Source organism: Nocardioides sp. NPDC006303 (assembly GCF_040613175.1).
Classification (GTDB): Bacteria; Actinomycetota; Actinomycetes; order Propionibacteriales; family Nocardioidaceae; genus Nocardioides.
This window is the reverse complement of the sequence record NZ_JBEXRR010000061.1, coordinates 1-26,811: the sequence shown is the minus strand read 5'-3', so window position 1 is coordinate 26,811 and position 26,811 is coordinate 1. Positions and strand designations below refer to the sequence as shown.

At 68.5% G+C, this 26,811-nt stretch carries 23 protein-coding genes, 1 tRNA gene and 1 pseudogene; 14 read left to right on the top strand and 11 right to left on the bottom strand.

Features of this window, described 5'->3' with window-relative positions:
- Nucleotides 1-401 precede the first annotated feature (401 nt).
- The 7 genes and pseudogenes from ABZY89_RS27995 to ABZY89_RS27965 all read left to right on the top strand — a co-directional run bounded on the left by ABZY89_RS27995 (nucleotide 402) and on the right by ABZY89_RS27965 (nucleotide 5,092).
- Nucleotides 402-1,406, top strand: a complete 1,005-nt coding sequence (locus tag ABZY89_RS27995; protein WP_355232460.1) for a TauD/TfdA family dioxygenase — start codon at nucleotides 402-404, stop codon at nucleotides 1,404-1,406.
- A gap of 95 nt (nucleotides 1,407-1,501) precedes the next feature.
- Nucleotides 1,502-2,404 carry a hypothetical protein gene (locus ABZY89_RS27990; RefSeq protein ID WP_355232459.1) on the top strand — a complete coding sequence of 301 codons (903 nt, stop codon included), beginning with the start codon at nucleotides 1,502-1,504 and terminating at the stop codon, nucleotides 2,402-2,404.
- 22 nt (nucleotides 2,405-2,426) lie between these two features.
- Complete coding sequence (locus ABZY89_RS27985) at nucleotides 2,427-3,263, top strand: SURF1 family protein (RefSeq protein ID WP_355232458.1); 837 nt, start codon at nucleotides 2,427-2,429, stop codon at nucleotides 3,261-3,263.
- Nucleotides 3,260-3,592 (top strand): DUF3817 domain-containing protein, encoded by a 333-nt coding sequence (locus tag ABZY89_RS27980; protein ID WP_350665262.1) that lies wholly within the window; start codon nucleotides 3,260-3,262, stop codon nucleotides 3,590-3,592. Before ABZY89_RS27985 ends, ABZY89_RS27980 begins: the two co-directional genes overlap by 4 nt.
- 78 nt (nucleotides 3,593-3,670) lie before the next feature.
- On the top strand, nucleotides 3,671-4,180 hold the full coding sequence (locus ABZY89_RS27975) for a peptidylprolyl isomerase (protein WP_355018843.1): 510 nt from the start codon (nucleotides 3,671-3,673) through the stop codon (nucleotides 4,178-4,180).
- 24 nt (nucleotides 4,181-4,204) lie between these two features.
- Nucleotides 4,205-4,282: pseudogene (locus ABZY89_RS27970) on the top strand (hypothetical protein); the annotation flags it as partial.
- A 3-nt stretch (nucleotides 4,283-4,285) separates the two neighbouring features.
- A complete protein-coding gene (locus ABZY89_RS27965; protein ID WP_355232462.1) occupies nucleotides 4,286-5,092 on the top strand; it encodes a rhomboid family intramembrane serine protease in 807 nt (268 codons plus the stop codon).
- Nucleotides 5,093-5,236: 144 nt separating this feature from the next.
- Here ABZY89_RS27965 and ABZY89_RS27960 read toward each other — a convergent pair whose 3' ends face one another.
- Nucleotides 5,237-5,698: a cell division protein CrgA gene (locus tag ABZY89_RS27960; RefSeq protein WP_355232457.1), complete on the bottom strand. Its 462-nt coding sequence runs from the start codon at nucleotides 5,696-5,698 to the stop codon at nucleotides 5,237-5,239.
- 103 nt (nucleotides 5,699-5,801) lie between these two features.
- On the opposite strand from ABZY89_RS27960, the gene ABZY89_RS27955 reads away from it, so the two are divergent.
- Entirely contained in the window at nucleotides 5,802-6,530 is a 729-nt protein-coding gene (locus ABZY89_RS27955; protein WP_355232456.1) for a DUF881 domain-containing protein, read from the top strand.
- Between the two features lie 26 nt (nucleotides 6,531-6,556).
- Here ABZY89_RS27955 and pknB read toward each other — a convergent pair whose 3' ends face one another.
- From pknB to ABZY89_RS27920, 7 genes are read right to left on the bottom strand one after another with little or no spacing between them, the layout of a single operon-like run.
- Complete coding sequence (pknB, locus tag ABZY89_RS27950; protein WP_355232455.1) at nucleotides 6,557-8,365, bottom strand: Stk1 family PASTA domain-containing Ser/Thr kinase; 1,809 nt, start codon at nucleotides 8,363-8,365, stop codon at nucleotides 6,557-6,559.
- Nucleotides 8,358-9,905, bottom strand: coding sequence for a protein kinase (locus ABZY89_RS27945; RefSeq protein WP_355232454.1), 1,548 nt, complete (start codon nucleotides 9,903-9,905; stop codon nucleotides 8,358-8,360). Before ABZY89_RS27945 ends, pknB begins: the two co-directional genes overlap by 8 nt.
- Nucleotides 9,902-11,368, bottom strand: coding sequence for a penicillin-binding protein 2 (locus ABZY89_RS27940; protein ID WP_355232453.1), 1,467 nt, complete (start codon nucleotides 11,366-11,368; stop codon nucleotides 9,902-9,904). Before ABZY89_RS27940 ends, ABZY89_RS27945 begins: the two co-directional genes overlap by 4 nt.
- Nucleotides 11,365-12,768, bottom strand: a complete 1,404-nt coding sequence (locus ABZY89_RS27935; protein WP_355232452.1) for an FtsW/RodA/SpoVE family cell cycle protein — start codon at nucleotides 12,766-12,768, stop codon at nucleotides 11,365-11,367. The genes ABZY89_RS27940 and ABZY89_RS27935 overlap by 4 nt, the downstream gene beginning before the upstream one ends.
- 23 nt (nucleotides 12,769-12,791) lie before the next feature.
- Nucleotides 12,792-14,126 (bottom strand): protein phosphatase 2C domain-containing protein, encoded by a 1,335-nt coding sequence (locus ABZY89_RS27930; protein WP_355232451.1) that lies wholly within the window; start codon nucleotides 14,124-14,126, stop codon nucleotides 12,792-12,794.
- The gene (locus ABZY89_RS27925; RefSeq protein ID WP_141802030.1) at nucleotides 14,123-14,605 is read right to left on the bottom strand and encodes an FHA domain-containing protein; all 483 of its coding nucleotides are present in this window, start codon (nucleotides 14,603-14,605) and stop codon (nucleotides 14,123-14,125) included. Before ABZY89_RS27925 ends, ABZY89_RS27930 begins: the two co-directional genes overlap by 4 nt.
- Complete coding sequence (locus ABZY89_RS27920) at nucleotides 14,602-15,309, bottom strand: DUF3662 and FHA domain-containing protein (protein ID WP_355232450.1); 708 nt, start codon at nucleotides 15,307-15,309, stop codon at nucleotides 14,602-14,604. The genes ABZY89_RS27925 and ABZY89_RS27920 overlap by 4 nt, the downstream gene beginning before the upstream one ends.
- A gap of 244 nt (nucleotides 15,310-15,553) precedes the next feature.
- Here ABZY89_RS27920 and ABZY89_RS27915 point away from each other — a divergent pair.
- Both ABZY89_RS27915 and ABZY89_RS27910 read left to right on the top strand, forming a co-directional pair.
- A tRNA-Leu gene (locus ABZY89_RS27915) sits at nucleotides 15,554-15,640 on the top strand.
- Nucleotides 15,641-15,787: 147 nt separating this feature from the next.
- Entirely contained in the window at nucleotides 15,788-18,160 is a 2,373-nt protein-coding gene (locus tag ABZY89_RS27910) for an arylsulfatase (protein WP_355232449.1), read from the top strand.
- On the opposite strand, the gene ABZY89_RS27905 is transcribed toward ABZY89_RS27910, so the two are convergent.
- On the bottom strand, nucleotides 18,135-18,935 hold the full coding sequence (locus ABZY89_RS27905; RefSeq protein WP_355232461.1) for a CPBP family intramembrane glutamic endopeptidase: 801 nt from the start codon (nucleotides 18,933-18,935) through the stop codon (nucleotides 18,135-18,137). The two genes, ABZY89_RS27910 and ABZY89_RS27905, sit on opposite strands and share 26 nt — an antisense overlap.
- A 114-nt stretch (nucleotides 18,936-19,049) precedes the next feature.
- Here ABZY89_RS27905 and ABZY89_RS27900 point away from each other — a divergent pair, with 114 nt between their 5' ends.
- The 4 genes from ABZY89_RS27900 (at nucleotide 19,050) to ABZY89_RS27885 (ending at nucleotide 25,065) form a co-directional block, all read left to right on the top strand.
- Nucleotides 19,050-19,421 (top strand): DoxX family protein, encoded by a 372-nt coding sequence (locus ABZY89_RS27900; RefSeq protein ID WP_355232448.1) that lies wholly within the window; start codon nucleotides 19,050-19,052, stop codon nucleotides 19,419-19,421.
- Between the two features lie 241 nt (nucleotides 19,422-19,662).
- Complete coding sequence (locus tag ABZY89_RS27895) at nucleotides 19,663-21,879, top strand: hypothetical protein (protein ID WP_355232447.1); 2,217 nt, start codon at nucleotides 19,663-19,665, stop codon at nucleotides 21,877-21,879.
- Between the two features lie 121 nt (nucleotides 21,880-22,000).
- Nucleotides 22,001-24,553 carry a LuxR C-terminal-related transcriptional regulator gene (locus ABZY89_RS27890; protein WP_355232446.1) on the top strand — a complete coding sequence of 851 codons (2,553 nt, stop codon included), beginning with the start codon at nucleotides 22,001-22,003 and terminating at the stop codon, nucleotides 24,551-24,553.
- 65 nt (nucleotides 24,554-24,618) lie between these two features.
- Nucleotides 24,619-25,065: a cupin domain-containing protein gene (locus ABZY89_RS27885; RefSeq protein ID WP_355232445.1), complete on the top strand. Its 447-nt coding sequence runs from the start codon at nucleotides 24,619-24,621 to the stop codon at nucleotides 25,063-25,065.
- Nucleotides 25,066-25,158: 93 nt separating this feature from the next.
- On the opposite strand, the gene ABZY89_RS27880 is transcribed toward ABZY89_RS27885, so the two are convergent.
- Nucleotides 25,159-25,290, bottom strand: coding sequence for a methionine/alanine import family NSS transporter small subunit (locus ABZY89_RS27880; RefSeq protein ID WP_160026071.1), 132 nt, complete (start codon nucleotides 25,288-25,290; stop codon nucleotides 25,159-25,161).
- Nucleotides 25,287-26,811: sodium-dependent transporter (locus tag ABZY89_RS27875; protein ID WP_355232444.1), on the bottom strand; the 1,525-nt coding region annotated here is incomplete at its 5' end. The genes ABZY89_RS27875 and ABZY89_RS27880, both read right to left, overlap by 4 nt.

Sequence of the window (26,811 nt, the reverse complement as noted above, 5' to 3'; positions counted from 1 at the left end):
TCGCGAGGTGGTGATGAGCGTCGAGCAGGAGTGGAACGACCACCTCGGCCCCCGCCTGGCGTCAGCCCTGCGAGAGGCGCTCACCTCGCTGCGCGAGCTCGTCGATCCGTACCAGTGACGTCCAGAACCCGCGCCAGACGGGCAAATTCGGGTAACTGGCAGACCGCAAGGAAGATACATTCGCTAAACAGGTTTGCGGCGATTACGCAAGGGGCCTAATACCTATCGTCTCGATATTTGGACCTATCACTCGTTTGAATTCCGTACGGCGGAACAAAGTGGTCTCGAACTTAGGAAACCCTTTGGTGCGGGCGCCAGAAAACGCTTCTGACGAACCCCTCCACCGCAAAGTCCGAGAGGTCAATGTTGTGGGCGCAGAGTCCGTAGTCACCCGGGTCGAGATGACCCCAGCAGAGTCCCAGGCCGCAGCCGAGCTGTCGGAGTCCTTGCTCGCCCGGTTCGAGAGCCCGGTCTCCTCGGAGTTCCTCGAGACCGCGCCGTTCCTCGGCGGTCAGCTCCCCGAGAGCGTCGCCAAGGCGATTCGCGCATTCCGCTACGGCGACGCGACCGACGCCCTCGTGGTCAGTGGGCTCCCGGTGACCGCCGGCCCGACCCCGCCGCACTGGAACCACCCCGACGCCCAGGCGCCGCACATGGCCGACTTCTGGCTCGCGCTGATCATGGCCCAGCTCGGCGACGCCGTCTCCTGGTCCTCGCTGCAGGGTGGCCAGCTGGTCAACAACATCCTGCCGATCCAGAAGCAGGAGAGCCTGCAGACCGGGCACAGCAGCGACGTCGTACTCGACCTGCACATCGAGGACGCGTTCAGCAACCTTCGCTGCGACCACCTCGGGCTGATCTCGCTGCGCAACGAGGACATGATCCCGACCACCGCGGTCGGCATCAGCTCGATCGACGTGACCGGCCCTGAATACGCTCCGCTGTTCGAGCCGCGCTACGTCATCCACCCCGACGACGAGCACCTGCGCAACCTTCGCGAGGCCGGCGTCAACGAGGCCGAGCTGCTCGCCGCGCCGACCGCCGTGCTCTCCGGCTCGCCCCAGGCCCCCGATGTCCGGCTCGACCCGCCCTACATGGCGGCTCTGCCGGGTGACGTCGAGGCCGACCGGGCGCTCCAGCTGCTCATCATGGAGCTCTCCGCGAACGTCGAGGACGTCGCGCTGGCTCCCGGCGAGATCCTCATCGTCGACAACCACCGTGCTCTGCACGGCCGTAAGCCCTTCACGGCTCGCTACGACGGCACCGACCGTTGGCTCCGCCGCCTCACGACCGTCAAGGACCTGCGCCGCAGTCGGGTCGCTCGGTCCGAGGCCTCCTCGCGGATCATCGACCCGGTGCTCGAGCCTCTTCCCGCATCCCTTGAGCTCACAGGCGCTGGTCGCTGACGCTCGGGATCAAGGAGGCCGCAGGCGCGTTCCGCCTGCGGCCTCCATCTATTTCGTGCCGCACACCGTGACAGGGATCGGGAATACTCGTTGGGGTGAACGTGAGGCGATGGGGCATGTGCGTGCTGGCCGTCGGGCTGGCCGTTGCGCTGGTCGGCTGCGGGGACGACAGCGAGCCGAAGAAGCCGGAAGCGGCGGCGTCGGAGGACACCTACCCCGTGTACGCCGCGACCATGGGCCCCGTCGAAGCAGCCATGACGTTCGTGCCGGAGGGCGCGAAGACGCTGGCGGTCACCGACTACGACGAGGTGAAGTCCCTTTTCGGGCTCGACGACGTCACCAGCCGGTCGAGTCCCGCTGACCAGAGTGACCTGTGGAACCGGGCCGACAAGGAGGCCGCCCAGGTCAGCGGTGGTCTGCTGCGTGGGGTCGACCAGCGTCTGCGTGACACCTATCAGTGGGGCGCGGCCGATGTCATCTGGGAGGCCAGGTTCACCGGTGGCGGTCAGGACGGGCACGTCATCAAGGTCGCCGACCGGGTCAAGCCCGGCCCGGCGATCAAGGCGGGCGTCGGCCCGCTGAAGGGCGCGAAGTTCGACCCGGAGACCCACCTGATCACCAAGAACACTGCAAGCCCGGACGCGGAGAACTGGGCCGCGCAGGAGGTGATGGTCGCCGTCGCCGGCGGTCCTGCCACCTCGACGTACGTCGTCAAGGGCTGCGCCGAGGGTGGGCCGAAGGAGAAGACCCGTCTCGCGCCGGTCGAGGCCTACTCGGTCGAGTTCGGCGGCGGGCTGGCCACCCTGCGTCTCGGCGAGGACCGTGACGACCTGTTCGTCCGGCTGAAGCTGGGCGATCAGGCCGCGGCGTACAAGAAGGTCTTCACCAACGGTGTCGCCGATCCGGCCACGGGGCGGATCGGCTTCCGAGTGACGAACCCGGTGACCGCGGCCACCCTGGTCACCAGGGAACCCGTCCCGTTCGCGGTCTGCGACTGAGGGGCCGTACTCTGGGAGTGCTATGGCCGCCCAGACCAGTCCCCCACGAAGCATCTTCTCCCCCAGGTTGTGGGGTGCGCACGCGCTGGTTGTGATCTTCGTGACCGGCGCGGTGCTGCTCGGGGTGTGGCAGTACCAGTCGAGCCAGCAGGACAAGCAGGACCAGGTCGCGGAACTGGTCCATGCGAAGCCGAAGGCGTTCACCGACCTGATCGGGCCCAACGACGCCTTCCCGTGGGAGCAGATCGGGCGCCCCGTGACCGTCTCCGGGATCTGGATGCCCGAGGAGACCATCTTCATCGACGGGATGGAGCGAGGCTCTCAGGTCGGCTTCTGGGCCGTCACACCGGTGCTCGTCGAGGACACCGAATCGGCCGTCTACGTCGTACGCGGCTGGACCCCTGAGGTCGGCACCGCCCCGCCCGCGCCGCGCGGCCACGTCACCGTCACCGGCTGGCTGCAGCCCAGCGACTGGACCGATGTCGCCGACGACCGCAAGTCCGACAACGTCTTTCCCCAGCTGGACGTCTCCGACCTGATCTCGCGCACCAGCTACGACCTCTACAGTGCCTACATGGTGCGCTCGCCGGCCGAGGACAACTGGCCGGCCAGCTCGATGCCGGTCAACGACGGCTCCACGGACGTCGCCGACGTGCCTGCTCCGCAGTTGCCCGAGCCGGAGGCCACGACCGGTCTGCGCAACCTCCTCTACGCGGTCGAGTGGTGGCTGTTCGGGATCTTCGGGATCTACGTGTGGTGGCGCTACGTGCGCGACACCCTGCGCCCCCGACCGGACGAGGACGACGAAGAAGACCCTGAGAAAACCACTCAGGATCTGCGCGTACGCTCAGACGCGTGAACAAGCTGTTCGGCACCTACAAGGTGCTTGCGTACGTCGTGGGTGTGCTGCTGCTCGTCGGCACGGTCTCCTCGCTGTTCAAGTATCTGCTCCCCGAGGGCACCGCCCTGCAGTCATTCGGCGAGGCGATGACGCCGCTGTGGGTCGCGCACGGCTGGATCTTCATCATCTACGTGATCGTCGCCTTCCTGCTGACGCAGAAGGCCCGCTGGACGATCCCCGAGTTCCTGCTGATGATGATCGCCGGCCTGATCCCCGGTCTGATCTTCTGGGTCGAGCGCCGCGTCGCCGACCGGATCGCTCCGAAGCTCGCTGACGCGGCCTCCTGACCTCAGGTCCGCGACCGACACTGTGGGAGGATCGAGGAGTTACATCCCGTACCAATCCCAATGTCGGAAGGGCAGGTCATGGCTGACCAGAAGGCCATCCTCCACACCAATCACGGTGACATCACGATCACCTTGTTCCCCAACCATGCTCCGGAGACGGTCGCCAACTTCGTCGGCCTCGCCACGGGGACCAAGGAGTACACGGACGACGCCGGCCGCTCCGGCGTTCCCTACTACGACGGTCTCGGCTTCCACCGTGTCATCCCCGGGTTCATGATCCAGGGCGGTTGCCCCCTGGGCACCGGTACGGGCGGCCCGGGCTACACCTTCAAGGACGAGCCGCACCCCGAGCTCACCTTTGACAAGCCCTACCTGCTTGCGATGGCCAACGCCGGCCCCGGCACCAACGGCTCGCAGTTCTTCATCACCACCGGCCAGGCGCCGTGGCTGAACTTCAAGCACACCATCTTCGGTGAGGTCGCCGACGAGGAGTCGAAGAAGGCCGTCGACTCGATCTCCGGCACCAAGACGGGTGCGATGGACCGCCCGGTCGAGCCGGTCGTCATCGAGACGGTCGAGATCGTCTAGTTGTCCGACTCGACCCCGGTCGGGGTGCCGGTCTGCTACCGCCACCCCGACCGTGAGACGCATATTCGCTGTCAGCGCTGCAGCCGGCCGATCTGCCCTGACTGCATGACGGGCGCATCGGTCGGCTTCCAGTGCCCCGAGTGCGTGCGTGAGGGCCACAAGTCCGTACGCCAGCCCAAGCGCTTCACCGGCGCGCGGGTCGGGTTCAGGGCACTCCCGGTGACCTTCTCGCTCATCGGCGTCAACGTCCTGGTCTGGCTGAGCATCATCCTGACCGGTGGATCCGGGTCGAGGATCGCCGACTTCATCGCGATCCGGCTGCAGGGCTACTGCCTCACGCCCGATGGTGGGTTCGCGGTGCCCAACGATGTCTGTCAGGCGAGCGGCTACACCTGGATGCCAGGCGTCGACGACGGCGCGGTCTGGCAGGTGCTGACCTCGATGTTCACCCACGTCTCGATCATCCACCTGGCCGTGAACATGCTGTCGCTCTACATGCTCGGCTCGTTCCTCGAGCCGATCGTGGGCCGGCTGCGGTTCCTGGTCTTCTACCTGATCTCCGGCCTGGCAGGCTCCGCCCTGGTGGTCTGGGCGTCGGCACCGGCCGGGTCGACCGTCGGTGCCTCCGGCGCGATCTTCGGCCTGCTGGGTGTCCTGGTGGTGCTCTTCGTCAGGGCCGGGCAGTCGCTCGCCCCGCTGCTGCCGGTGCTCCTGATCAACGCAGGGATCACCTTCTTCGGCAACGGCATCTCCTGGCAGGGGCACGTCGGCGGCTTCGTCGGCGGTCTCGTCGTCGCGTGGATCTACACCTCGCTCCGGGCCGACCGGAAGGCGCCGTTGCAATGGGCTGCCCTGGGTGCCTTCACGTTGGTGTTGCTTGCCCTGATCGGCGTACGGATCCTGCTGTTCTGACGCCTTCGAGGTAGGTGTTTTCGGGGCGTTTTCACCGCGTGCACAAATCCACAGGTGTGGATGGCCCTGTGGAGAACTACATGCGTGTAACGCAAAGCGGCGCAAACCAAAGGTTTGCGCCGCTTGTGCCGTCTAACGAGAGGGTCACTCCCACTTCGTGGCGAAGGTGAAACCCACCGCCATGAAGCCGATGCCGACCAGCAGGTTCTTCTGACCCAGGTCGTTGAAGACCCAGATCTTGTCCAGGTGGTCGTTGGCGAAGACGTAGAAGACGCAGATCCAGATCAGGCCGATGACGAAGCAGCCGAGCATGCCGACCACGACTCCGCGGCCGCGGCCCAGCGGGGTCTTCGGGTGGGCGGCGACGGCCAGGCCCAGGAAGAGCAGGACGAAGCCGATCAGGTAGTTCCACCCCTCGAGCTTCTGCACCGGCTTCGGCCCGGTGAAGTCGCCACCGACCTCGTTGGGGCGGACCCCGATGTAGTAGTAGGCGATCCAGCCGATGCCGAGGGCGATCAGCAGCAGGGCGACCCCGAAGCGCGGAGTGAAGATCGGCTCCTTGGGAAGGTCGAGATCACTCTTCTTCGAGAGCTTGAGCTTGGCCACGGGTGATGCTCCTCAGACAAATGTGATTGCTGCGCATACCCTAATGGTCGTGAGCTCCGGAACCCAGGCTAACCCCACCTCTAAACCAAAGCGCTGGTCCCGCGTGACCTCTTGGAGGCTTGGCACGCCCATCGTGGTGCTGCTCTGTGGCGGCCTGCTCGCGGTGAGTTTCGTGAATGCCGACGGCACCGACCTGCGTCCGGGCCGCTACGAGGACCTGGCGACGCTCGTCGACGGCGAGCGGTTCCGCTACAACCGCCTCGAGGCCCAGCTGACCGACCTGCAGAGCGAGGTGGACCAGCTCACCAGCGGCGTCACCGACAAGGACGTCAAGAAGCTGCAGCACCAGTCGGCGCGGCTGGCCGACCCCGCCGGCACCTCCGACCACAGCGGTCCCGGTATGCAGATCGTCCTGGGTGACGCGCCCTCGGAGGTCCAGGAGAGCTACACGGGTGACGACCCCAACTCGCTCGTCGTGCACCAGCAGGACATCCAGGCCGTCGTGAACGCGCTGTGGGCTGGCGGCGCCGAGGCGGTCACCATCGCCGGCAAGCGGATCATCACCACCACCGGCATCAAGTGCTCCGGCAGCACGGTGCAGCTCGACGGCGTCCCCTACCCCCAGCCGTACGTCATCGAGGCGGTCGGCGACCCCGACCGGCTGCAGGCCGCGATCGACCGCGACAACCACGTACAGAACTACCGGGCCGACGCCCTCGACCCCAACGTCCAGATCGGCTGGTCCCTCCAGCCGCTGACGTATCTCACGGCTCCGGCCTACGACGGTCTGCTCGACGTGAAATACGCGAAGCCCCTGCCTCAGGAGGACTGAGACAGGGGCTTCGGCGGGCGTCCGGGCTACGGCGCCGCCGGCGTGCTCGGCGGGAGCGCCGGGTCACACGTCGGCGGGTCGCCCGGCTCGGCGGTCTGGGTGGCCGAGGCCGACGGGTTGGCCGGGTCCGTCCCGGGCACAAGGGTCTGACAGCTCGGCAGGGCCTCCTCCTTCGTCGAGACGAAGATGATCACCTGACCGTCCCGGGCGAGCGGTGTGCCCTTGGCCGGTGTCTGCTCGACGACGGTGTCCTTGGGCTCCTCGGTGTTGGGCTCGTCCTTGCGTACGGGCGTGAAGCCGGCGTTGCGGAGGATCTCCTCGGCCTGCTCGGCCGTCTTGCCGACGACGTTCGGGACCTTGTTCGGACCCTCGGAGACGGTGAGGGTGACGACCGTGGACTTGCCCGTGGTCACGCTCTGGTCGGCGACCGGGTCGGACTTGATCACGATGCCTTTGTCCTTGTCGGACTCGACCGTCTCGATCTTCACCGTGAAGTTGTAGGGATCACCCTCGAGGATCCCCTTGGCGGTCTTCTGTGGCGACCCGACGACGTTGGGCATCTCCCGGTTGGGTGGACCGGTGGAGACCGTCAGGGTGACGGTGCTGCCCTCCTCGACGTCCTGGCCGGCTGACGGGTCCTGGGAGATCACGACGCCGACCGCGACGGTGTCGCTCGACTCCTGCTTGACCTTACCCTTCAGCTTGGCCGTGCTCAGCTCGGCCATCGCCTTCTCCTGGGTCAGACCGGTGACGTCGGGCGCCGGCGTGGTCTGCGGGCCGAGGGCCGCAGGCAGGAAGTAGGCGCCCAACCCGATGAGGCCGATGATGACGAGGCCTAGCAGGATGAGCACCCACGGGCGCGGGCCCTCAGGGCGGTCGTCCTGGGGCGGGTAGTAGCCACCGTTGGTGGGGTCGCCCCCATAGGGGCCTACAGCGCGGTTCTGGGCGACCTGGGTCTGGTCCATGCTCGGCGGCACGGCCGCCTGGACCGGACGACCGGCGAGGTAGCGCTCGATGTCGGTGCGCATCGCCTGCGCGGACTGGTAGCGATCCTCGACCCGCTTGGCCAGCGACTTCATCACGATCGCGTCGAGCTCACGGGTCAGCGTCGGGTCGTGGGCCGAGGGAGGCTGGGCCTGCTCGCGGACGTGCTGGTAGGCCACCGAGACCGGCGAGTCGCCGACGAACGGCGGACGGCCGGTGAGCAGCTCGTAGAGGAGGCAGCCGGCCGAGTAGACGTCGGAGCGGGCGTCGACCTGCTCACCACGGGCCTGCTCGGGGCTGAGGTATTGCGCGGTGCCGACCACGGCCGCGGTCTGGGTCATCGTCGACTGGGCGTCGTTGAGTGCCCGGGCGATGCCGAAGTCCATCACCTTCACGTCACCGGCCGGCGTCAGCATGACGTTGCCCGGCTTGATGTCGCGGTGGATGATCCCGTTGCGATGGCTGTAGTCGAGAGCGTTGAGTACGTCGGAGCTGATCTCCAGCGCCCGCTCCGGCAGGATCTTGCGACCCTCACGGAGCACGTCGCGCAGCGTGCGGCCGGCGACGTACTCCATCACGATGTAGGGCTGGGCGACACCGTCGTCGGACTTCTCCTCGCCGGTGTCGTAGACCGACACGATCGAGGGGTGGTTGAGCTTGGCCGAGGACTGCGCCTCGCGCCGGAAGCGCGCCTGGAAGGTCGCATCGCTGGCGAGATCGACCCGCAGGCGCTTGATCGCGACCACCCGGCCGAGCCGGTGGTCGGTGCCCTTGCGGACCTCCGCCATGCCGCCGCGGCCGAGCAGCTCGCCGACCTCGTAGCGACCGGCCAGGAGAGCTCCCTCAGCCATTGCCGCCCCCGTTGCCGTTGCCGCCGCCGCCGCCAGTCTCGTCGCCGGGGAGCTCCGGGATGCCCCAGTCGGAGGACTCTCCGTCGGTCGGCTCCTCCTCGTCGCTCTCTTCCTCGTCGGGCTCCTCCTCGGCGGGAGGCTGCTCGACCACGGGGCGCTCGCCGTAGTAGCGAATGGTGATCGGGTCGCCCTCGTAGAGGTTGCGGGTCGGGTCGAGGCCGGCGACCGTGTCGGGCTCGTAGCTGCCGTCGTTGTCCTGGACCGCCACCTTGACCTTCAGACCGAGGTCGTCCAGCTCGGAGCGCACCTCATCGACATTGCGGCCGATGTAGGCGTCCTCGTCGATCTCGACGGCCTTCGGCTCCTCCTCCTGCTCCTCCGACGGGGTGGGGGTAGGGGAGGCCGACGGTGTGGTGGACGTGTCGTTGGCCGGAGGGGTCTTCGGGTCCATGGCGAGCGTCGAGATGATCCAGATGATCGCGACGATGACGGCCACGAGCATCAGGATGATGATGATGTTGAACGGCTTCTTGTACCAGGGCTTCTGCTCGTCGTCCTCGTCGTAACGGTCGTACGGGTCCTGGTAGCGAGGCGGCGGCGGACCCTCGGGACCGCCTGCGGCGCCCTGCATGCCGACGTAGTTCTGAGTGGGCGAGGGCACCGGGTCCATGACCGACGTCGCGGTCGCGTCGCCGGGCGCCGCGGCGACGACGGTGGTGGCATCGGCGTCCTGGTCGGCGGCGCCGTGACCGACGATCGCGCTGGTGAACGCGGCGGCGTCGGCGTAGCGGAGGGTCGGGTCCTTCTGCAGGCTCCGCATCACGATCGCGGCCAGATCGGCCGGGACGTGGTCGGGCAGCGGTGGGACCGGGTCGTGCAGGTGGGCGATCGCGGTCGCGACCGGGGTCTCCTTCTGGAACGGCCGGTAGCCGGCCAGGCACTCGAAGGCGACCACGCCGAGGGAGTAGACGTCGGAGGCCGGGGTGGCCTTCTCGCCGCGAGCCTGCTCCGGGCTGAGGTATTGAGGTGTGCCCATCACCTGACCGGTGCCGGTGATGCCGGTCGAGGCCTGCGCTCGGGCGATGCCGAAGTCGGTGACCTTCACCTTGCGCTGCGGGGTGATCAAGAGGTTGGCGGGCTTCACGTCACGGTGCACGATGCCGGCCCGGTGTGCGGCGGCCAGCGCGTCGCCCGCTTGACCGAGCAGGTCGCGTACGACCTCGGGGGCCAGGGGCCGCCCGTCACGGATGAGCTCCGAGAGCGGCTTGTGGTCGACGAGCTCCATCACCAGGAACGGCCGCATCAGGCCGGAGGCGGTCGGCATCTCGCCGACGTCGTAGACGGCCACCACGTTGGGGTGGTGGAGCGCCGCGGCATGCTTCGCCTCGGACTCGAATCGAGACCGGCCGATCGGGTCCTCGGCGTGCTCGGGCTTGAGGAGCTTGATCGCGACCTCGCGGTTGAGGGTCGTGTCAGTCGCTCGCCACACCTCGCCCATCCCGCCGGTGCCGATGAGCTCGTGGAATACGTAACGACTCATGAGATCGCTGCCTCCATCATGGCCTTCGCGATTGGGCCGCCCAGCCGTCCGCCGGCGATCTCGCTGCGTTCGGTGCCGCTCTTCTGGACCATCACGGCGACCGCGATGGACGGGTTCTCCGCCGGGGCGAACGAGGTGAACCAGGCGTACGGCGGCTTGTCCGGCGTGGTCTGTGCGGTGCCGGTCTTGCCAGCGACGCTCACGCCGTCGATCGCGGCCGCCTCGGCGGTGCCGTTGTCGACGGTGCTGACCATCATCTGGGTCAGGATCTCGGCGGTGTCCTGCGAGACCGCAGGCTGGTTGTCGATCGCGGTCGGGTTGCCCTGGTCGATGACGTCGAGGGAAGAGGAGGTGACCCGGTCGACGAGGTAGGGCTTCATGACCTCGCCCCCGTTCGCGATCCCTGCCGAGACCATCGCCATCTGCAGCGGGGTCGCGATCACGCTCTGCTGACCGATCGCGGCACGGGCCTGCTCGGCCTTGCCGTCGTTGGGCGGGTACTGGCTCTTGGCCAGCGGGCCGATGTCGTCGAGGTAGTCCTGGCCGAAGCCGAACCCCTCGGCCTGCTCCTGCATCTCCTCGTCGGAGAGCTCCATTCCGAGGGACCCGAACGCGGTGTTGCAGGAGACCTCGAGAGCGCGGGTGAGGGTAATCTGCTCGCCGCCGCAGCTGGTGCCGTTGAGGTTGGGCAGGTCGGTGTCGGTGCCGGGCAGGTCGAGCGAGGCGCCGCCGTAGACCATGCTGTCGCCGTCCATGCCGAGGTTCTCGATCGCGGCCGCGGCGGTGACCAGCTTGAAGGTCGACCCTGGCGGCAGCGCGGTCTGGATGGAGCGGTTGAGCAGCGGCTCGTTCTCGTCCTTCGAGAGCTGGTTGTAGGACTTCTGAGCGGCGCTGATGTCGTTGTTCGCCACCCGGTCCGGGTTGTAGGTGGGGGTCGAGGCCATCGCCAGGATCTGGCCCGTCTTCGGCTCGATCGCCACCGCCGCCGCCTGGACGTCCTCGCCGAGGGCGGTCAGGCCCTCGTACGCAGCGTCCTGGACCTTCGGGTTGATGGTCAGCTCGACGTTGCCGCCGGCCGGCTCGGAGTTGGTGACCAGGTCGACCAGGCGGTTGGTGAAGAGCTTGTTGTCCTTGCCGGACAGCACCGAGTCCTGGGACCTCTCGATCCCGGTCTGGCCGTAGGAGAAGGACATGAAACCCGTGATCGGGGCGTACTTCTTGCCGCCGGGGTAGGTGCGCTGCCACTCGAACTTGCTGTCGCTCGGCACGCTGGTGGCGACCGCCTTCTTGCCGACCAGGATGTCGCCCCGCTGCTGTGAGTAGGCGTCCTCGGTCACCCGGCGGTTGTCGGCGCGGTCGTTGTACCAGTTGGCCTTGAAGAACTGGACGTACGTCACGTTCAGCATCAGCGCCACGAACAGGATCAGGCAGCCGACGCTCAGCGTGCGGATGGGGCGGTTCACTTGCTCATCGCCCCTTTGTCGAGCTTGACGATCTGGGTCTCCTCAGCGGCGAGGTCTTCATCGGACGGTGCTGTCGGCAATGGACGGCGGGACTGGTCCGAGACGCGCAACAGGAGGGCCATGATCACCCAGTTGGCGACCAGCGAAGACCCACCATACGAGAGGAACGGTGTGGTCAGACCAGTCAGCGGGATGAGCCCGGTCACGCCGCCGACGACCACGAAGGTCTGCAGCGCGATCGAGGTGGCCAGGCCGACGGAGAGCAGCTTGCCGAAGTCGTCGCGGGCCACGATCGCCGTGCGCAGGCCGCGCTCGACGATCAGGCCGTAGCAGAGCAGCAGGGCCAGCAGCGCGGTCAGACCGAGCTCCTCGCCGATCGCCGGGATGATGAAATCGGAGTTGGCGTAGGGGATCCGCCAGGGCTCGCCGGAGCCGAAGCCGCGGCCGATCATGCCTCCCCAGGCCATCCCGAACAGCCCTTCGACCAGCTGCCCCGAGGAGGTCACGCCATCATCGCCCACGGGGTAATACTTGAACGGGTCCAGCCAGGTGAACACCCGGACGCGTACGTGGCTGAACAGGGTCAGAGCAGCGAAGACACCACCTGCGAAGAGCAGCCCGCCGACGACGATCCAGCCCTTGCGCTCGGTTGCGACGTACAGCGTCACCACGAAGAGGCCGTAGAAGAGCAGGCTGGAGCCGAGGTCGCGCTGCAGCACCAGGATCGCGAGGCTGATGGCCCACATCATCAGCAGCGGGCCGAGGTCGCGGCCGCGGGGCAGGTCGATGCCGGCGAACCGGCGCCCCGCCAGCGCGAGGGCGTCGCGGTGGACCGCCAGATAGCCGGCGAAACAGATCACCAGCAGCACTTTGGCGACCTCGCCGGGCTGGAAGCTGACCGGTCCGAGGTTGATCCAGATCCGCGCGCCGTTGATCTCCTTGCCGATGATCGGGAGCATCGGCAGGATCAGCATGACCACCGCGCCGAGGCCGGCGGTGTAGGTGAACCGCTGCAGCATCCGGTGGTCGGGAACCACGAAGAGCGTGATCAGGAAGAGCACCACGCCGATCGTCATCCAGATCAGCTGCTGACGGGCGAACTTGTCGGCGTCCTCGGCGAGAGCCAGGTCAAGCCGATGGATGACGGCCAGACCGACGCCGTTGAGCATGGCCACCAGCGGGAGCAGCACGGGGTCGGCGTACGGAGCCAGCAGACGTACGCCGATGTGGGCCGCCACCAGGAGCGCGACCAGCCAGGTGCCGTAGCCGACGATGTCGACCGGGATCTTCTCCTGCACGCCGAGGCCGACCGCAGCGTACGCACCGATCCCGACCACCAGGGCCAGGATCAGCAGGACCAGCTCCGCTCCCCGCCGCGACCGGTGGACGAAAACGGGCATCGAGCTAGCCGGAGTGAACCCGCTCATGACCCGCTTCCCGCGTCCGCGGCGCTCTGGTCCGCGAGCGACTGCACCTTCTCCTGCGCGCCGGCCAGGTCCTTGCTGTGGATCCCGTCCTCGAGCTGGTTCTGGTACGTCTCGGCCAGGTCCTCGACCTTCAGGTTGGAGGTCTGGTAGGGCTCGGAGAGATCGAGGCCGATCATCGTGGTGGGCACGCCACGGAAGATCGTGACGTTGCCCTCCTGCTCGCCGATGTACCACTGGTTCTGCGACCAGACGAACGCGGTCGCGACAGCGATCCAGACGACACCGAGAAGGGTCAGCAGGCCGAAGGCCCAGCGCAGCTTCAGATACTTGACCGGAGCCTGGAGCGCGTAGCGCATCTCCTCCGGGTCGGCGGCGATCGCGCCGTCGGGGATCTCCTCGTCGATCGGGTCCAGCTCGCCGGTGTCGCCCATCCGGTGACCGCGGAACAGAGCGGTCATCTGGCCGGTCTTGGTGGTCTTCCGCTTGAGCTCGGCCGCCGCACCCACCATCTGGGCCTCGAGGCCCGGGGACGGGATGGTGTCGCTGGGCACCACGTCGGCGACCACGCAGGTCACGTTGTCGGTGCTGCCGGAGTCGAGGGAGACCCGGACCAGCTCGACGGCTGCGTACTCGGGCGTGCCGGTGGCCAGGATGTCGGCGATCCGTGGGTCGTCGACGTAGCCGCAGACACCGTCGCTGCAGAACATCAGCCGGTCGCCGGCGGCGAGGTCGACGATGAACAGGTCGGGTTCGAGCTCCCGGGTGCCGTCGAGGGCCTTGAGGATCAGGTTGCGGTGTGGGTGGGTCTTGGCCTCCTCCTCCGTGATCCTCCCCTCGTCGAGAAGCGTCTGCACGAAGGTGTGGTCGTGGGTGACCTGGTGGATCGCGCCGTTGCGGAGCAGATAGGCGCGGCTGTCGCCCACGTGGCCGACGGTCAGCTTGGAGCCGTCGAAGAGTCCGACGGTCGAGGTCGTGCTGGTTCCGTTGAGCGTCGGGTCGTGGTCGACCAGGTGGCCGATCTCGTCGTGGGCCATGTGCAGCGCGTGCGAGACCAGGCCGATCAGGTCGTCGTCGACCAGCCCGAGGGCCGGCTCCTCGTCGAGCTTGCGCAGTTGCTGGACGGCCGTGCTGGAGGCGATGTCGCCGCGGGCAGCGCCGCCGACACCGTCGCAGACGGTCAGCAGCCAGGGTCCGGCGTACCCGCTGTCCTGGTTGTCCTTGCGCACCCGGCCGACGTCCGAGACCGCCGCGAACTCGAGGCGGAAGGGTCGTCCGTCGGCAGCGCCCGGGTTAGGAGCGGGGTCGGGGGTGGGGTCGGTCGCAGCGGTCACTTGCGCAGCTCCAGGATTGTTTTACCGATCCGCACCTGGGTCCCGAGAGAGATGGCGGTCGGCTGATTGATCCGGACGGACCCGATGTAGGTGCCATTGGTCGATCCGAGGTCCTCCACGAACCACTGGTCGCCGGAGACGGCGATCCGGGCGTGGCGGGTGGAGGCATAGTCGTCATCGAGGATGATCGCGGCATCGCTGCCGCGGCCGATGACGATGGGGGCCTGCGAGAGAGGCACGGTCACACCGGCGTTGGAGCCGGTGGTGACGGCCACATGCGTGGGTACGCCGCGCCGCGGTGCACGCGCCGCGGCAGCCTTGCCGCGAGCAGGCGGGGCCGCGGGCTGGCCACCGGCGGAGGCGTTGGTGACCCGCGCGCCGAACATGTCGGAGCGGATCACCGACAACGCGGCCAGCACGAAGATCCACAGGATCGCCAGATAGGCGACCCGGATCAGGAACAGGGTCAGCTCGCTCAACGGCGCTCCTCCACGATATGCGCGGTGATGACGGTGGTGCCGATGCGCACCTGAGAGCCGTCGTCCAAGGTGGCACTCGCCATCTTCTGCCCATTGACCAGCATGCCGTTGGTCGAGCCGAGGTCATAGACCTCGACACGCACACGGTCGCCGGCCGGCTTCGAGCGGAACTCGATGTGGCGGCGGCTGATGCCAGGGTCGTTGATACGCAGGTCGGCGTCGGTGCCCCGTCCCACGACGAGGTTGCCGTGGAGCGGGTGCCGGGTGCCGTTGATCTCCAGGTAGGCCTGCGCGCGGCTCACCTGGGTGTCGCTCATGTCGGCGCCGGAGACGGCAGCCTGGGCGCGGCTGCGCACCCGGAACCGGCCGATCGTCAGGTCCTTCGCCTCGCCGAACTCGATGCTCACGCGGCCGGGGAAGACGAACCCCTGCGCCTCGGCGTGGTCCATCAGCTGGCGCTTCAGCTCTTCCTTGAGGTGGGGTCCGTAGGACTCCAGCTTGCCCAGGTCGCTGGCGGACAGTTCCACGAAGAAGTCGTTGGGGACCAGGCGCCGCTGGCGGCTGAGCACCTGGGCATTGTTGTCGATCTCGCGCTGGAGCGCGGCGACGATCTCCACCGACTTCACCTCGGACCGGAACGCCTTCGCGAAAGCGCCTGAGATGAGCTGCTCCAACTTCTGCTCGAACTTCTGCAGGCCGCTCACGTTGTTGCGCTCCTCTCAGGTGCCGGGGGTGGGCCGGTCGGGGTGGGTGGTCAGTCGCGTACGGGCACAGTGGTCCCCGGGATTCGGCCCGATCGTATCGGTGCACCCTAGGGGATCTGCCACTTCCCGCATTCTGCGTGGTTTCGATCCTCCCACGATCGGGTGACCACCAGCGTCAAGGCGAGCGGGGTGCCGTCGTTTTGGGTCGGTGGGCGCCCGTGGGCTAACGTTTCCTCTGCTGCACGCGCGAGTGGCGGAATAGGCAGACGCGCACGGTTCAGGTCCGTGTGTCCGAAAGGACGTGGGGGTTCAACTCCCCCCTCGCGCACCACCACCGAAGCCCCAGGGAATCCCTGGGGCTTCGTGCATTTCAGCGCGATCGCGAAGAACGTAGTCGATCATCCGCCAAGGGTGACGTGGCGCGCGCAGTCTATTGCGACGCTCGGTGGACATCCCGCCGATGACTGGAGCGCCTTCGATGCCGAACCGTCCCGACCTTCACGCCCGGACCATGCTGCCGATCCCGGACCGACCAGCGTCGGGACACACGACGTACGACGCCAAGGACCCGGAGACGAAGTACCCGCCGATCGAGCCGCTGCTGCCGCCGGACGGCGCGCCCAACGTACTCGTCATCCTCCTGGACGACGTCGGCTTCGGAGCGTCGAGCGCGTTCGGAGGGCCCTGCGCCACGCCGGTCGCGGAGCGGCTGGCTGGCAACGGCCTGCGTTACAACCGATTCCACACCACGGCGCTGTGCGCCCCGACGCGGCAGGCACTGCTCACCGGCCGCAACCACCACTCCGTCGGGATGGGCAGCATCACCGAGACGGCGACGTCGGCGCCCGGCAACAGCTCGGTGCGGCCCAACACCAAGGCGCCGCTGGCGATGACGCTCAAGCTCAACGGGTACTCGACGGCACAGTTCGGGAAGTGCCACGAGGTCCCGGTCTGGCAATCCTCGCCGCTCGGCCCCTTCGACGCCTGGCCCTCGGCAGGCGGAGGGTTCGAGACGTTCTACGGCTTCATCGGCGGTGAGAACAACCAGTGGGATCCCGCGCTCTACGAAGGCACCACCGCGATCGAGCCGCCCGCGACGGCCGAGGAGGGGTATCACCTCACCGAGGACCTGGCCGACCACGCGTGCGCCTGGATCCGCCAGCAGAAGGCGCTGATGCCCGACCGGCCGTTCTTCGCCTACTTCGCGCCGGGCGCGACCCACGCTCCCCACCACGTCCCCAAGGAGTGGATCGACAAGTACGCCGGCAAGTTCGACGACGGCTGGGACGCCCACCGGGAGCGCACCTTCGCGCGGCAGAAGGAGCTCGGGGTCATCCCCGCCGATGCCGAGCTGACCGCCCGCCACGACGAGATCCCGGCGTGGGACGACATGCCGGACGAGCTGAAGCCCGTGCTCGCCCGTCAGATGGAGGTGTACGCCGGCTTCCTCGAGCACACCGACCACCACGTCGGCCGCGTGATCGACACCATCGCCGACCTCGGCGTACTCGACAACACCATCGTCTACTACATCATCGGCGACAACGGCGCCTCCGCCGAGGGCACCGTCAACGGCGCCTTCAACGAGATGGCCAACTTCAACGGCATGGCCGCGCTGGAGACGCCCGAGTTCATGCGGGCGAAGATGGACGAGTTCGGCTCACCCAGCTCCTACAACCACTACTCGGTCGGCTGGGCGTGGGCGATGAACTCGCCGCTGCAGTGGACCAAGCAGGTCGCCTCGCACTGGGGCGGCACGCGCAACGGCACCATCGTGCACTGGCCGGACGGGATCGACGACCCGGGCTCGGTGCGCCCCCAGTTCACCCATGTCATCGACCTGGCGCCGACCGTCCTCGAAGCGGCAGGGCTGCCCGAGCCCGCCATGGTCAACGGCGTCCAGCAGTCGCCGATGGAGGGGACGAGCATGCTCTACACCTTCCGCGGCGCGAGCGAGCCGGAGCGGCACGACCTGCAGTACTTCGAGATGTTCGCCAACCGCGGCGTCTACCACAAGGGCTGGAGCGCGGTCACCAAGCACCGCACCCCGTGGGTGATGGTCGGCGGAGAGCTGCCGGCCTTCGATGACGACGTGTGGGAGCTGTACGACGGCAACACGGACTTCAGCCAGGCGCGGGATCTCTCGGCGGAGCACCCCGGGAAGCTCGCCGAGCTGCAGCGGCTCTGGTTGATCGAGGCCGTGAAGTACGGAGTGCTGCCGATGGACGACCGCACCAGCGAGCGGCTCGAGCCCACGATGGCCGGCAGGCCGACCCTCGTTCGCGGCAACACCCAGCTCTTCTTCCCCGGCATGGGCCGGCTCTCGGAGAACAGCGTGGTCAGCATCAAGAACAAGTCGTTCTCCGTCACCGCCGAGGTGACGATCCCCGACACCGGCGCCGAGGGTGTGATCATCGCCCAGGGCGGCCGGTTCGGCGGCTGGACGTTCTTCGCCCGCGACGGACGGCTCAAGTTCGTCTACAACGTGCTCGGCATCCAGGAGTTCCCCGTCGTCTCCGAATCCCTGCTCGCGGCTGGCACCCGCCAGGTGCGGGTCGAGTTCGCCTACGACGGTGGCGGGCTCGCGAAGGGTGGCGACGTCACGCTCTACGACGACGGCAAGCCGGTCGGGTCGGGCCGGGTGGAGGCGACGCAGCCGATGGTCTTCTCGGCCGACGAGACCACCGACATCGGCTACGAGTCCGGTACGACGGTCTCCTCGGACTACACGAGCCGGACCAGCCGGTTCAGCGGCAAGATCGCGTGGGTCCAGATCGGCCTCGGGGACGACGTACACGACCACTACATCGACCCGGACGAGCGATTCAGGATCGCGATGGCACGTCAGTAGCGGCGGCGGGCTCGAGTCGCTTGCGACCGATGATCACGAGGATAGCGATGATGACGTACGCGAGGATGCCGGCGATTGCGCCGAGGTAGAGCTCCTGGTCGACGACGATCGCGGTGCAGCTGATCAGCGAGAAGTCGAACAGGCCGTGGAGCACGGAGTTGAGGGCGTTGCCTCCGGAGGCGCGGCGGATCAGGTAGAAGAAGTAGCCGGCGAAGGTGACCACGATCGCCTGTGGGACGGCCTGGCCGCCCGAGCCGAGCGCGTTGGTCAGGTGGACCGAGCCGAACACGATGCTGGACCACAGGGCCACCTTGCCCTCGGTGAGGCCGTGCTCGCGCAGGATGGTGACGCCGACGCCCCGGAACATGCCCTCCTCGCCCCAGCCGACGAACTGGGTGGCGACGAGGAGCGCGAGGACGAAGCCGATGCCCTTGTCGGCCAGCCCGGCGTAGTTGATGGCGAGCAGGATGCAGACAGCCAGGATGATCGGGACGGCCCAGGTCCACTGGCGCAGGCGTCGCTCCTCGCGGAGGACGGGGCGTCCCCAGCCGAGCCATGCGATGACGGCGTAGGTGAACACCACCGCGGCGCCGAGCGGGATCCACATGTTGACCAGGACGTCGCGGGTGGTGGTGAACCCGTCGCCGGAGTCGAAGACCGCCTGCGCCACACGACCGCCGAGCTGGATGATCGCGAGGTAGGCGACGACGATGATCGCGAAGCCGACGTACGACAACCTTCGCGGAGCGGGATCCGCGCTTACCTGCTCCGTCATGCTCACGTCGGGAGCCTAGCGGTCTGAATCGTGGGGGTTCGGCGATGTCACAGACCGGCCCGATGTTCCGTCAGAGGGGTGAACATCGGGAATCACCCAACAACTGGAGACAACATGAACATCGCCCTGTGGATCGTCGCCGGCATCTTCGGCGTCGCCTACGTCGCCGGCGGCATCGTCAAGCTGACGATGTCTTATGAGAAGTACGCCGCGAAGCTCGGCTGGCCGGGGGACTTCACGCCCGGGAACGTGCGGTTCATGGGTGTCGTGGAGATTCTGGGCGGCATCGGCCTGGTCCTTCCGGGACTGGTCGGTGTGGCGCCGGTCCTGGTGCCGGTCGCGGCATCGTGCATGGCGCTCTACATGGCCGGAGCGATCACCGAGCGGCTTCGGCGCGGTGAGTACAAGGAGCTCCTCGGCGACCTGCTCTTTCTCGCGGCGATGGTCTTCGTCGCCTGGGGGCGCTTCGCGATCGAGCCGTTCTAGCCGACAACCTTGTCGAGCTTGATAGGCAGGTCCGTGATCTCGGCTATCCGTCCGAGGCCTTCGCCAACCAGCTGGTCGGAGCGGTCGCGCGTAGCGGCTCGAGGTCAACCCCGTCGTAGGGGGATCCTGGCCGGACCCGGCCAGAACCTTGACGTGACTGACGTCACACCTTTACGGTTCACACGTTGAATCGTTTCATGTCGATGTGGTCGGAGCTCCGATCAAGGTGGGAGAACAGACCGTGATCCATCAGCACCAGCTTGCCCGTCGTGGTGTCCTCAAAGGCATGGCCGCCGTCGCGTCGGCGACCCTCATGAGCCGTGTCCTGGCAGCCGAGTCGGCTGCGGCGGCCGCGCCATCACGCGGCCGGTCGATCGACCGCGAGGCGTTGGTCTCCCGGCACCGTGTGGTTCGCCACGAGAGCGACGTCGAGCTTCCGATCCAGGTCGGCAACGGCCGGTTCGCCTTCGGTGCCGACGTGACCGGCCTGCAGACCTTCCTCGCTTTCAACACCCTCGCCGACTGGGGCTGGCACGAGGACGCGCTGCCCGCCGGCAAGCAGATCTCCGACCTCAAAGGCCGGGTCTGGGACACCTACGGCCGCGATGTCGCGTACTGGACCCATGACGAGGGCGAGCCGGAGATCTTCAACTGGCTCCGGGAGAACCCCCACCGGGCGAACCTCGGGCGGATCGGGCTGCGGATGCTCAAGGCCGACGGCACCGAGGCGGTCGAGGCGGACCTGACCGACGTCGAGCAGGTGCTCGACCCGTGGACCGGCTTGTTGCGCAGCAGGTTCCGGCTCGAGGGCCACCAGGTGAAGGTCGAGACCGCCTGCCACCCGGGGCAGGACGCGATCGGCGTACGCATCGACTCGGACCTGGTCAGGGCCGGTCGCCTGACGGCGTTCATCGACTTCCCGTATGCGATGACCACCGGTACCCAGAAGTTCTCGGCGCCGTTCGTCGGGTTCTGGGACCGCCCCGAGAGGCACACCACCACCGTGATGCGCCGCGGCCGGACCGCCCGGGTCACCCACACGATGGACGACACCGAGTACCAGGTCGGTCTCGACCTGCCGGGCGGTGCCGAGATCACCCGTCTGGACCCGGCACTGCACCGCTACCAGATCGTCGGCCGCGGGAACCGTCTGGAGCTGACCGCGTTGTTCGCCCCGGAGGTGGGCAAGGTGCCGTCGGCCCGCGACGTGGTCGACGCGAGCGAGGAGTGGTGGCCCCGGTTCTGGCGGACCGGCGGCGCCGTCGATCTCTCGCGGAGCACAGACCCGCGCTGGCGTGAGCTCGAGCGTCGCATCGTGCTCAGCCAGTACCACCTCGCGGTCAACGACGCCGGCAACGATCCGGCCCAGGAGTCCGGGCTGGTCAACAACGGCTGGTACGGCAAGTTCCATATGGAGATGTACTGGTGGCACGCCTTCCACTACGGCTTGTGGAACCGCTGGTCGCTCCTCGACCGGAGCACGGACATCTATGAACGGTTCCTTCCGCACGCACGTGAGCTTGCCGAGTCGCAGGGTTTCCGCGGAGCGCGCTGGCCCAAGATGACCACCGCCTTCGGTGACGCGATCGGCCGGGAGTCGCCGGGCACGCCGACATGCCTGCTGATCTGGCAGCAGCCGCACCCGTTGTTCCTTGCCGAGATGGACTACCAGGCGCATCCGCAGCGGAGCACCTTGCGCAAGTGGGAGACCGTGGTCCGTGAGACGGCCGAGTTCATGGCGTCGTTCGCGAACCGTGAGGAGGAGACCGGCCGGTACGTCATCGGGCCGCCGATCATGTGCTGCAACGAACGGAACAAGCCGGAGTCGACGCTGAACCCGACCTTCGAGCTCTCCTACTGGAAGTTCGGGCTGCGCGTCGCCCAGCAGTGGCGCCAGCGGCTCGGCCGGGCGCGGGACGAGGCGCTGGACGAGATCCTGGACAACCTCGCGCCGCTGCCCGTCGAGGAAGGCACCTATGTCCTCTACGAGGGCGTGCCGAACATGTGGACCGAACGCAACACCAACCACCCCGACCCGATCGCGCCGTTCGGGATGCTGCCGGGCGACGGTGTCGACCTGGAGACCATGCGGGCGACCACCCGACGCGTGTACGAGACCTGGCCGGTCACCGACCTCTACAGCTGGGACTTCCCGTTGCTCGCCATGAACGCGGCCCGTCTCGGTGACCCGGTCAGCGCGGTCGACAACCTGCTCCATGAGCGCCTCGGTTTCACCGACACCGGGCTTCCGGCGAGCGGCAAGAGCGGTGTGCCCTCGCCGTACTTCCCGTCGGCCGGTGGGCTGCTCTACTCGGTGGCGATGATGTGCGCCGGGTGGGCGGACTCGCCCGAAGGCGTACGTGGCGCGACCGGCACCCCGGGACCACGCGGCTCCGCTCCGGGGTTCCCGACGGACGGCTGGAAGGTCGTCTGGGAGGACCTCTCGCCCGCTCTGTGAGGGCGCCCGCGGCTGGTGCCGTGAGGACTGGCATCGGTCTGTCGACGGCCGGGATCGAGCCGTTGAGCGCAGCCACCTTTTGAGTGATGCGCGGCCGGATCCGGGCCACTAGCCTGACCTCATGGAGCGGCCGTGGCCGCTGACCGGCCGGGACGACGAGCTGCGGAGGGTGGCAGCGGCGATCAGGCCCGGTGCGGCGGGCGTCATCGTTGCGGGTCCGGCGGGGGTGGGGAAGACCCGGCTCGCCCGTGAGGCGTTGGCGGCCGCCGCCGGTCATGGGGGATCCGTCCTGTACGCCCAGGGGAGCACGGCCGCCCGGCAGTTCCCGCTCGGTGCGTTCGCCGGTCTGCTCGACGTCCCGCCCGGCGAGGCGGCCGAGACCATCGGCCGGGCGCTCGACCAGATCACCCTGCAGCTCCCGCTCGTGCTGACCGTCGACGACGCTCATCTGCTCGACGAGCACTCCGCGATCGTGGTCCACCGGGTGGTGGCCCGGCGGATGGCTCCGGTGCTGATCACGCTCCGCACCGGGGAGCCCGCGCCCGACATCGTGACCTCGCTGTGGAAGGACGAGCACCTCCCGCGCCTGGACCTGGCGCCGCTGGATGCCGAGGAGAGCACCCGGCTGATCGCCCGGGTGCTCGGCGGTCCGGTCGACACGGACTCCGCGCACCGACTGTGGACGATGACCGAGGGCAGCCCGCTGTTCCTGCGGCACCTGCTGGCCGGTGAGGTGTCGGCGGGCCGCTTCAGCGCGGCGTCCGGGATCTGGCGATGGAGCAGCGAGCCGGCGATCTCGCCGGAGCTCGCCGGTCTCCTGGAGCGGGAGATCGGCGACCTTGCGGCCGGGGTGCGGGACGTCGTCGACCTGGTAGCCCTGGCCGAGCCGGTGGCGGTCGCGACACTGTCCGCGCTGACCTCGGCGGCCGACCTCGAGGAGGCGGAGGAGCGTGGGCTGGTGCGTACCGACGGGGTGGTCGCCCGGCTGGCACACCCCCTCTACGGCGAGGTACGCCGCGCCGCGATGGGCACGCTGCGTGCCCGCCGCCTCCGCGGCCGGGTGGCGCTCACCCTGGACCCGGAGCCGGACCCGATCCCCCGCGCCGTACTGACCCTCGACGCCGACCTGCCACCGGAGCCGGCGCTGTTCCTCCGGGCCGCCGAGGCCGCGACCCGGATGTACGACCTGCCGTTGGCCGAGCGGCTGGCCCGCGCGGCCGCGGCGACCGGCGACATCGCCGCCAGGGTGGTGCACGGCGCCGCGCTCTCCTGGCTCAGCCGCGGCGAGGAGGCCGAGGCGATCCACGAGGACATCGTCGCCACCGCGTCCGACCCGGGGCTGCTCGCGATGGTGCAGCTGCATCGCACCGGCAACCTGCTCTTCACGATGGCCCGGCCCGACGAGGCCCATCAGGCGCTGGCCGCAGCCGAGGCCACCGGCGCAGCCCCGGTCCACGTCGCCGCCATGGCGCTCGTCCTGCGCCTGGTGGACGGCGAGATCTCTGCCGTGCTCGCCCGGGCGCCGCAGCTGCTGCGGAGCGAGATTCCCGACGACCTGGCCGGCATCCTGGTCGCCACATCTGCGTCCGCGGCGGCCGCCGTCACCGGTGACCGCGAGCTCCTCGACGAGGCCGCCGTCGTGGGCGGACTGACCGCCGACCGGGTGCCGACCGTCATTCCTGGCTTCGGGCTCGCCGACTTCCAGGTGCTCGGACACCGCCTCGCCGGCACACCGGACCGGGGCGCGGACCTGGCCCGGAGGATGCGGGCCGCATCGGCCGACCTCCCCGGGCCGGCCAGGCTCATGGGGCTCGTCGTCGCAGGTCACGCGGCCCTCGCCCAGGGCCGCCTGCTCGATGCTCTGCTCTCGCTGCACGAGGCCTGGGCCGCGCTGGATGGCTCCGGCCACGAGTTCCGGTTCCGGTGTCGTACGTTGCTGGCGACCGCCCTCGCGCAGGCTGGTCGACCGGAGAACGCCGCGCCGCTGCTGGCCGGCGTGGCTGCCGGGCACCATCCGGCGTACCGGCTCTATCTGCCCGACGACCGCCTCGCGCTGGCGTGGGGTGCAGCTGCTGAGGGGTGGACGACGGAGGCGATCGGCCACGCGGTCGCCGCGGCGGATCTCGCTCGCGAGGCGGGTTCACCGGCGTACGAGGTCCTCGCCTGGCAGACCGCGGTCCAGCTCGGCGACACGACCGTGGCACCGGCCCGCCGCCTCGCCCCTCTCGCCGGGCTCGGCCCTCGCGCCGACGCGGCTCTGAGCCATGCCCGGGCGTGGGCCGACGAGGACGGCGACGCGCTGCTCCGGGTGGCGCATGCGTGGGCCCGGCTCGGTGACCTCGTCGCCGCGGGCGACGCGGCCGCGCAGGCCGCCGACGTGCAGCGCCGCGCGGGGAGGCCGGGCTCGGCCTTGACCGCGGCGGCCACCGCGGCGAAGCTGGCGGAGAGGTCGGGTGCCCGCACCCCGGCGCTGGTGGTCGCGGCCCGGCCGCTGCCGCTGACCGCCCGTGAGCGGGAGATCGCCGCCCTGGCCGCCCGAGGGTTGTCGAACAAGGACATCGCGGCGCGACTGACCCTGTCGGTGCGCACCGTCGAGGGCCACCTCTACCGGGCCGGCCACAAGCTCGGCGTCTCCGAGCGAGCCGGGCTGGCGGACCCTCTCGGAGTCGAGTAGCGCACTACTCGCACCACTTCGGCTCCAGCGGCGGATGCTGAACGCACCCGACCGAAGGAGAAGTCATGAGCACCACCTACGTACGGCCCCACGAGGGCCAGCACAGCCCGATGATCGACGGAGACCATGTCGCCAAGGCCGCCGTCAAGGACGCCCAGGGGGCTTTCGAGGTCTTCGAGGTGATCGCACCCGCCGCCCCGATGACGCCGCCGCACGTCTCGCCGTGGAGCGGGGTGCTGTACCTGCTCGAGGGCCGCATCACGGCGTACGTCGACGGTAGGTCCTACGATGTCGAGCCCGGCGGACTGGTCGTCTTCCCGGCCGGCACCCCCGGCACCTTCGAGGTCGTCGGCGACTCCGCCCGAGCGCTCGCGATCACCACCGGCGACGGCGCCGGCCGGTTCTTCGCCGACTTCGCCAGCTCCGTTCCCGCAGGCCAGCCCGCCGCGGACTCGATGGCCGCGATCCTGTCGGTCACCGAGCGCCATGGGGTCGCTCTGGCGGGCGGATGATCCGGGCGACTCAACGACAGGGGCCTGTCTCGGAACGCGACTCACGCCGCATTCCGAAACAGGCCCCAGTGTCTGGGTCGGGTCGGTGACCCGTCAGAGGTCGCGCCGGATCTCGTCCTCGCGCGGAAGGTCGGGGCTGCGTCGCAGGTTGACGACGGCCAGCGCCAGGCCTCCCCAGATGACCAGCATCGCGACGAGCATCATGACGATGGCGGAGCCGCTCATGACTGTGCTCCCTTCTCGTTGAAGTGAACCGGGGACAGAGCCTCGGGGTCCCGCCACTTGGCCTGAGCGGCCAGGAACCCGAAGACGATGACGGCGCCTGCCGCGCCCCAGCCGAAGACGGCGAGCATCCAGGCCGGGTAGCCCTCGTACGGCGTCTTCACGTCCTCCCAGAAGGAGAGCCCGAGCACGAGGACCAGGCCGATCGGGGCGACGATGCTGATCAGGATCCGCCACCAGGCACCGACGACGATCGAGCTGCCGTCGGACAGGTGAGCGCTGAACATCGGCAGCACGCGCAGCCCCCAGCTCATGATCAGCATCGAGATCACGGCGACCAGCAGGATGCCGAACTGGTTGATGAAGTGGTCGATGATGTCGAGCACGTAGATCCCGCTCGTGGTGGCGAAGAACACCAGGCTGAGCAGAGCCATCGGCACGGTGACCGCGATCGTGGCAGTGGTGCGCGTGATCTCGAACTTGTCACGCACCGCCGAGATCACGACCTCGACGATGGACACCATCGAGGTGAAACCGGCGATGACCAGGGAGAAGAAGAAGAGCACCCCGATCAGGGCCCCTGCGGGCGCCTCGCTGATGATCGCGGGGAAGGCGACGAACGCCAGACCGATGCCAGAGGTGGCGACCTCGCCGACGGCGACCCCGTTGGCCTGCGCCATGAAGCCGAGCGCGGCGAAGACGCCGATGCCGGCGAGCAGCTCGAAGCTGGAGTTGGCGAAGCCGACCACGAGCCCGGCGCCCGGCATGTCCGTGTGCTTGTGGACGTAGGAGGAGTAGGTGATCATGATGCCGAAGCCGATGGACAGCGAGAAGAAGATCTGTCCGTACGCCGCCGCCCACACTGTTGCGTCGGTCAGCGCACTCCAGTTCGGGGTGAAGAGCGCGTCCAGCCCTTCGGCCGCACCGGGGAGGAAGAGCGAGCGCACCACGAGGATCGCGAAGGCGACCACGAGGATCGGGATGAAGATGGCCGAGGTCGCGCCGACGCCCTTCTGGACGCCGAGCAGCATGACGGCCAGGATCGCGACCCACACCAGCAGCAGCGGGATCAGCACGCCCCACACCGGGGTGGCGTCGATGCCCGGATCGCCTGCCTTGAGGAACTCGCCGAAGAAGAAGCCCTCCGGGTCGTCACCCCAGGCCTTGGTGACGCTGAAGATCGTGTAGCGCACCGCCCAGGCCATCACGGCTGCGTAGTAGATGGCGATCATGAAGCAGATGCCGACCTGCCACCAGCCCAGGCCCTCGGTGCCGCGGCGCAGGCGCGCGAACGACAACGGCGCGGAGCCCCGGTAGCGGTGGCCCAGTGCGTAGTCGAGGAACAGGAACGGGATTCCGGCTGTCAGCAACGCCACGATGTAGGGGATGACGAACGCGCCACCTCCGTTGTCGTAGGCGACGTAGGGGAAACGCCAGATGTTTCCCAGGCCCACCGCGGAGCCGATCGCCGCGAAGATGAAGACCTGTCGCGATGAGAACGCTCCGCGTTTCGCCGCGGCTGCT